4 protein-coding genes are annotated in these 4,857 nt (G+C 42.0%); 1 reads left to right on the forward strand and 3 read right to left on the reverse strand.

The features are described from left to right. Positions 1 to 2,122: GAF domain-containing protein (locus tag LC574_RS26735; RefSeq protein WP_229456645.1), on the reverse strand; the 2,122-nt coding region annotated here is incomplete at its 3' end. A gap of 664 nt (positions 2,123 to 2,786) precedes the next feature. Here LC574_RS26735 and LC574_RS26740 point away from each other — a divergent pair. Continuing rightward, entirely contained in the window at positions 2,787 to 2,942 is a 156-nt protein-coding gene (locus tag LC574_RS26740; RefSeq protein WP_229456647.1) for a hypothetical protein, read from the forward strand. 4 nt (positions 2,943 to 2,946) lie between these two features. Here the strand turns inward: LC574_RS26740 and LC574_RS26745 are convergent, their stop codons facing one another. Next, on the reverse strand, positions 2,947 to 3,549 hold the full coding sequence (locus LC574_RS26745) for a CPBP family intramembrane glutamic endopeptidase (RefSeq protein ID WP_229456654.1): 603 nt from the start codon (positions 3,547 to 3,549) through the stop codon (positions 2,947 to 2,949). Between the two features lie 114 nt (positions 3,550 to 3,663). Further along, positions 3,664 to 4,725, reverse strand: a complete 1,062-nt coding sequence (locus tag LC574_RS26750) for a DUF3326 domain-containing protein (RefSeq protein WP_229456656.1) — start codon at positions 4,723 to 4,725, stop codon at positions 3,664 to 3,666. Positions 4,726 to 4,857: the final 132 nt, after the last annotated feature.

A 4,857-nucleotide genomic window follows, 5' to 3' on the forward strand; every position in this document is an offset into this window, starting at 1 on the left:
TTTTCAGGACATCCTCTTCGTTGAGCGATTGGCGAATGCTGCGGGTAATATCCACCAGTAACTGACTTCGCCTACTTTCAGCTTCGATTCGTTGCAGGAGTCTTGCATGGTCGAGAGCAAATCCCACTTGCATCGCTATTTGGCCAAATAAATCAATCTCAGATTGTTGCCAATCACGAGGTTTGGAACACTGATGTGCAATTAATAAACCAAATAGCTGTTCATCCTTAAGAATGGGAGCTACCAAATTTGCTTTGACAGCAAAGGATTCGAGTAGGCTAATCTGATAATCAGCCAAACCAGCTTCATAAATGTTATTTATTGCTAAAACGCGACCAGACTGATAATCTTCTACATAGCCTTGACCAAAATATAGGTCTTGGATTTCAGATCGTAAAACTTTTGGGTAGGTAAGGACAACTGATTCGGCAATCACAGTTCCAGAGTAATTAGCATTAAAGCTATAAACCATCACTCGGTCAGTACCCAATACTTTACGAACCTCTTCCACAGTGGTTTTCAGGACATCCTCTTCGTTGAGCGATTGGCGAATGCTGCCGATAGTATCCGCCAGCAACTGACTTTGCACACTCTCAGCCTCGATTCGTTGCAGGAGTCTTGCATGGTCGAGAGCAAATCCCACCTCCATCGCTATTTGGGCACATAAATCAATCTCAGACTGTTGCCAATCACGGGGTCTGGAGCATTGATGTGCAACTAATAAACCAAACAGTTGTTCATCTTTGAGAATGGGTGCGACCAAATTTGCTTTGACAGCAAAGGATTCGAGCAGGTTAATATGACAATCACGCAAACCTGCTTCATAAATGTTGTTTATGGCTTGAACGCGACCAGACTGATACTTTTCTACATAGTCCTGAGCAAAACATGGGTCTTGGATTTCAGACCGCAAAACTTTGGGATAACCTGGAACCACTGATTCTGCAATTACAGTTCCAGACCAATTAGCGCTAAAGCTATAAACCAGCACGCGGTCAGTACTCAGTGCTTTACGAACCTCTTCCACGGTAATTTTGATGACATCCTCTTCGTTAAGCGATTGGCGAATGCTGCGGGTAATTTCTATAAATACCTGAGCTATATCTGCCTTCGTATCAACCTGTTCTAGAAGTTTGGTGTAGTCAAGGGCGAATCCTACTTGTATAGCTATCTGAGTGAACAAATCAATCTCAGACTGCTGCCAAAAGCGAATTCTAGAACACTGATGTGCAATCAATAAACCGAATAGCTGTTTGCCTTTGAGAATAGGTGCTACTAAATTAGATTTGACAGCAAATTGCTCTAGCAACTCAATATCACTATCACTGAGATCCGCTTGATAGATATTATCAATAGCACGGATGGAACCATTCTGGTATTTTTCTATATACCCTGCCTCGAACCCAGGCTCAGAGACTGTAACCCCTAATACTCTTGGTAAACCAGGTGCTACTGACTCAGCGATAAAGGTTCCATTAGAGTTGGAGTTGAAGCAAAAAATGGTTACGCGGTCAATGCTTAAAGCTTTACGAATTTCTTCTGAGGTAATTTTGAGAACATCTTCTTCATTGAATGATTCTCGAACCCATCGCGTAACTTTCATCAATAGTTGGGAGTAATCAGCTTCGGTTTCTTTTTCCTTTACCAAAACTGAAAGTAGCTCTGTGAATAAGTTTATGTTTCTCTCTAACATCACTAATTCATCTTCGTTAGCGATGAAATATTGAGTAAACTCACTGTCTGGACGCAGCTTGTTTTTGATACTATTAGAAATTGCAGCAGCTTTACTGACTCGACTAATAGCTCGATTAGTCACAAAAACAGCGATCGCACCTGTTAAAATTGCTGTTACTCCCATACCAGTTAACAAGAGTGACAATTGTCTCTGTAGAGCTAGTTCAGTTTCTGTTGAACTTGCTGCACTCTCAAGTCTTACTTGCGGAATTTGTTTGGTAATTAAATTAATGCCATAGTAGTAAGTAGCTGTTCCAATTGCAACCACAGGAAGGATACTAATGCTTAGTGCCCAAACAATTGCTTTAGTCTTTAAACTCCATTTTTGTTGCCACAGCCTTTGTTCACGACTTCGTCTTGCTTGGTTTTGAGAAAAAGACTGATTCATAAATGAAACCTGGATTGCTGCAATTGAGAATCAATTAAATAACCTCTTCACCAAATTCTACACAATACTTATTAAACAATGATTGGCTTTTAGAAGTATTTTAAGCCACTAACCTCTGTCATGCCCCATAACGCTTTTGTTGCTTTTTAAGGCTCTTGACAAAAGAGAAGCTTACTACTTGCTCTCCTTACCTTCGCGTAGCGGCACGAAGTGCGGGAAGGAGTTGGGGTTTATACAATTTCAGTTTAATTTAATAATTATACAAATACTTTGGGTCGGGGCGGCAATGCCATGCCTCTATAATAAATTTATATGTATAGGACTCCTATTTGATTTTTGAAAAAACTCCGTACAACTCGAAAGGGCTGATTCCCTACTCCCTACTCCCTACTCCCTACTCCCTGCCTACGCAAATAAGTTCAAAAATCAAATCGGATTGCTATATCAGGTTTTTGTGAATTGGAATTAAATGCATGTATTGTAGTCTAATTGAATAGAAATCTGTGTAGCTGCGATCACACAAACACAGTTTACAAAAAAATCATTTAGCACAGCCCTCAAACCACGTAATTTATTTTATGGTTGATAGTGTGCGATTCTTAGACATCTCCAAAAATGAATGTAGAGACGTAGCAGTGCTACGTCTCTACAAGGGTTCTGAATAATGCATATTTACAGCGCTTTTCAAGTAATTGAACTACACCACTCCCTACTCCCCACTCCCTACTCCCCATCTCATCTGTGGTCTAAATACCTGAAAAATGCTGTAATTTTCGGATATGTCTCTTGGGTTGGGCTACGCCGAAGCACTAATTCCTAGAAGCTCAATATTTGTTTTTTAATTGCCGTAATTGCGACATTTTCCAGAAATAGCTAGAAATCCAATTGGTAATAATGTGAGCGACAATCGGCACTAATAAGTTGCTAGTGAGCAGGGCACTATATGCGAATATCATCCCGACAATTGTTGCCCAAATCACATAAGGCCATTGTTGGGAACCACTAAAATGCAAGATGCCAAAGCAAAGACTGGATACAATGACAGCCACATGATCTAAGCCTAAAGCTGGCAGCATTACACCTCTAAATAATAATTCTTCACTTAACCCCGGTAGTAACCCCAGCCAAATTAAGTCTGGTAAGGCCAAGGGCCTCAGTACTACTTCTAGATAATAATCTGCACTTTTACGATAGGCAGTCCAAACGCGATAAGTTACGCCACTTAAGGCGGTGATGGCGAATCCTAACCCTACACCCAAGAGCAACTCTCTTTGGTTCAAGTCCCAAGAAAATAGGGAAAAGTTGCCAAGGTATAACGAAAGTTTAGCGACTATCAACAAAATGATTGCAGTCGCTCCCATCGCCCCAAGTACTTGGATGCGCGTCAGGTATGGAATTTCTGGCTTTTGCTTTTGTTGTTCAATCACGGGTTTTTAAGAAAGAGGGGGCATTGGGCATGGGGCATGGGGCATGGGGCATGGGGAGCAGGGGGAGAAGGAATAATGATTAATGACTAATGACCAATGACTAATGACCAATGACTAATGACTAATTGACTGCAAAGGTAATAATTTGGGACGGAGAGCGTCGGGATTAATACCTGCTTTGTTTGCTACCAATACACCTACTGCTTCTAAATATGAGTTTACCTGTATAGATTTGATCCCCAACGGTTGAGGAGGAACTTTTATCAGAGTTTTATTTTCTTCTACTGTAATTATTTGGCATCGTCTTTGGCTTAAACTCAGTAAGGCACTGCTACCACAAGCATTTGCTGGTACGATCGCAGCATCTACTTCATCTACCCAAATATCTTCTTGCTGTGATTCAATCTGTCTTTTCTCTATTATAAATTGTGGGGCACAACTTAATCCGACAAGGACGCACGGCAAAAAGGTATAGCCCAATTCTTCGGCAGCGGAACGGGGAGATAAATCAGGTTGTGGAGGTTCGCTCAAAAGGGCGGGAGAATGGGCGCAAGGAATTTTAAAGGTTCGCACTAGCAAATGGCTAATTACGGCTTCTGCACCCGCTAAAGAATCTACGCCTTTACCTTGGCGATATTTCTGTACTGCTTCCTCATCCATATCATCGGGGAAACGGGCTACAACTGCGATCGCTTCTGTCCCCGCTTTTTTAATTAATATCTCAGCTGCCCGTAATAAACTATCTGGGTTGCCAATTGTTCCCCAACTAGCTCCCGATGCTGTAGTCCGTAATTCTACATCTAATGGTGCATCAGTAATTACATAATCTGTTAAAGTCAATCCCAGAGTTGCTCTGACTGCATCGGCTGCTTGTATATGTCGTAGCCGTAACTCTGGCTCAATGGCTTGGTCTAAAAGCAAACCTACCTTGTTGCTGCGGACTGGACGCAAACCCCAGCATCCAGAGGCGAATTTGTCAAGCCCGTAACCTTCAACATAGAAAGCATTGGGGAGATTCCAATACAAACTAGCGCCATTAAGGACATTGGGGTGAGTAATTAGGCGATCGCAAACCTGTGCTATAACTTTGGCAACAGGTAAAGCATCTCCTGCATAACCCCCAATGGTAGCCCCAACGCCAGTTGGTACAATTAAGATAGCAGTGTATGGACGCATATTAAGGGCATGGGGCATTGGGCATTGGGTTAGGAAAATTCTTCCTAGTCCCCAGTTCCTAGTTCCCAGTATCGGTAAGAGAAATGCCTTAACCGATGCGATGCTCAATCATATCAAATCCAAGCAATTCGC

Origin of the sequence: Nostoc sp. CHAB 5715, assembly GCF_020829685.1 — a bacterium.
Taxonomy (GTDB): Bacteria; Cyanobacteriota; Cyanobacteriia; order Cyanobacteriales; family Nostocaceae; genus Nostoc.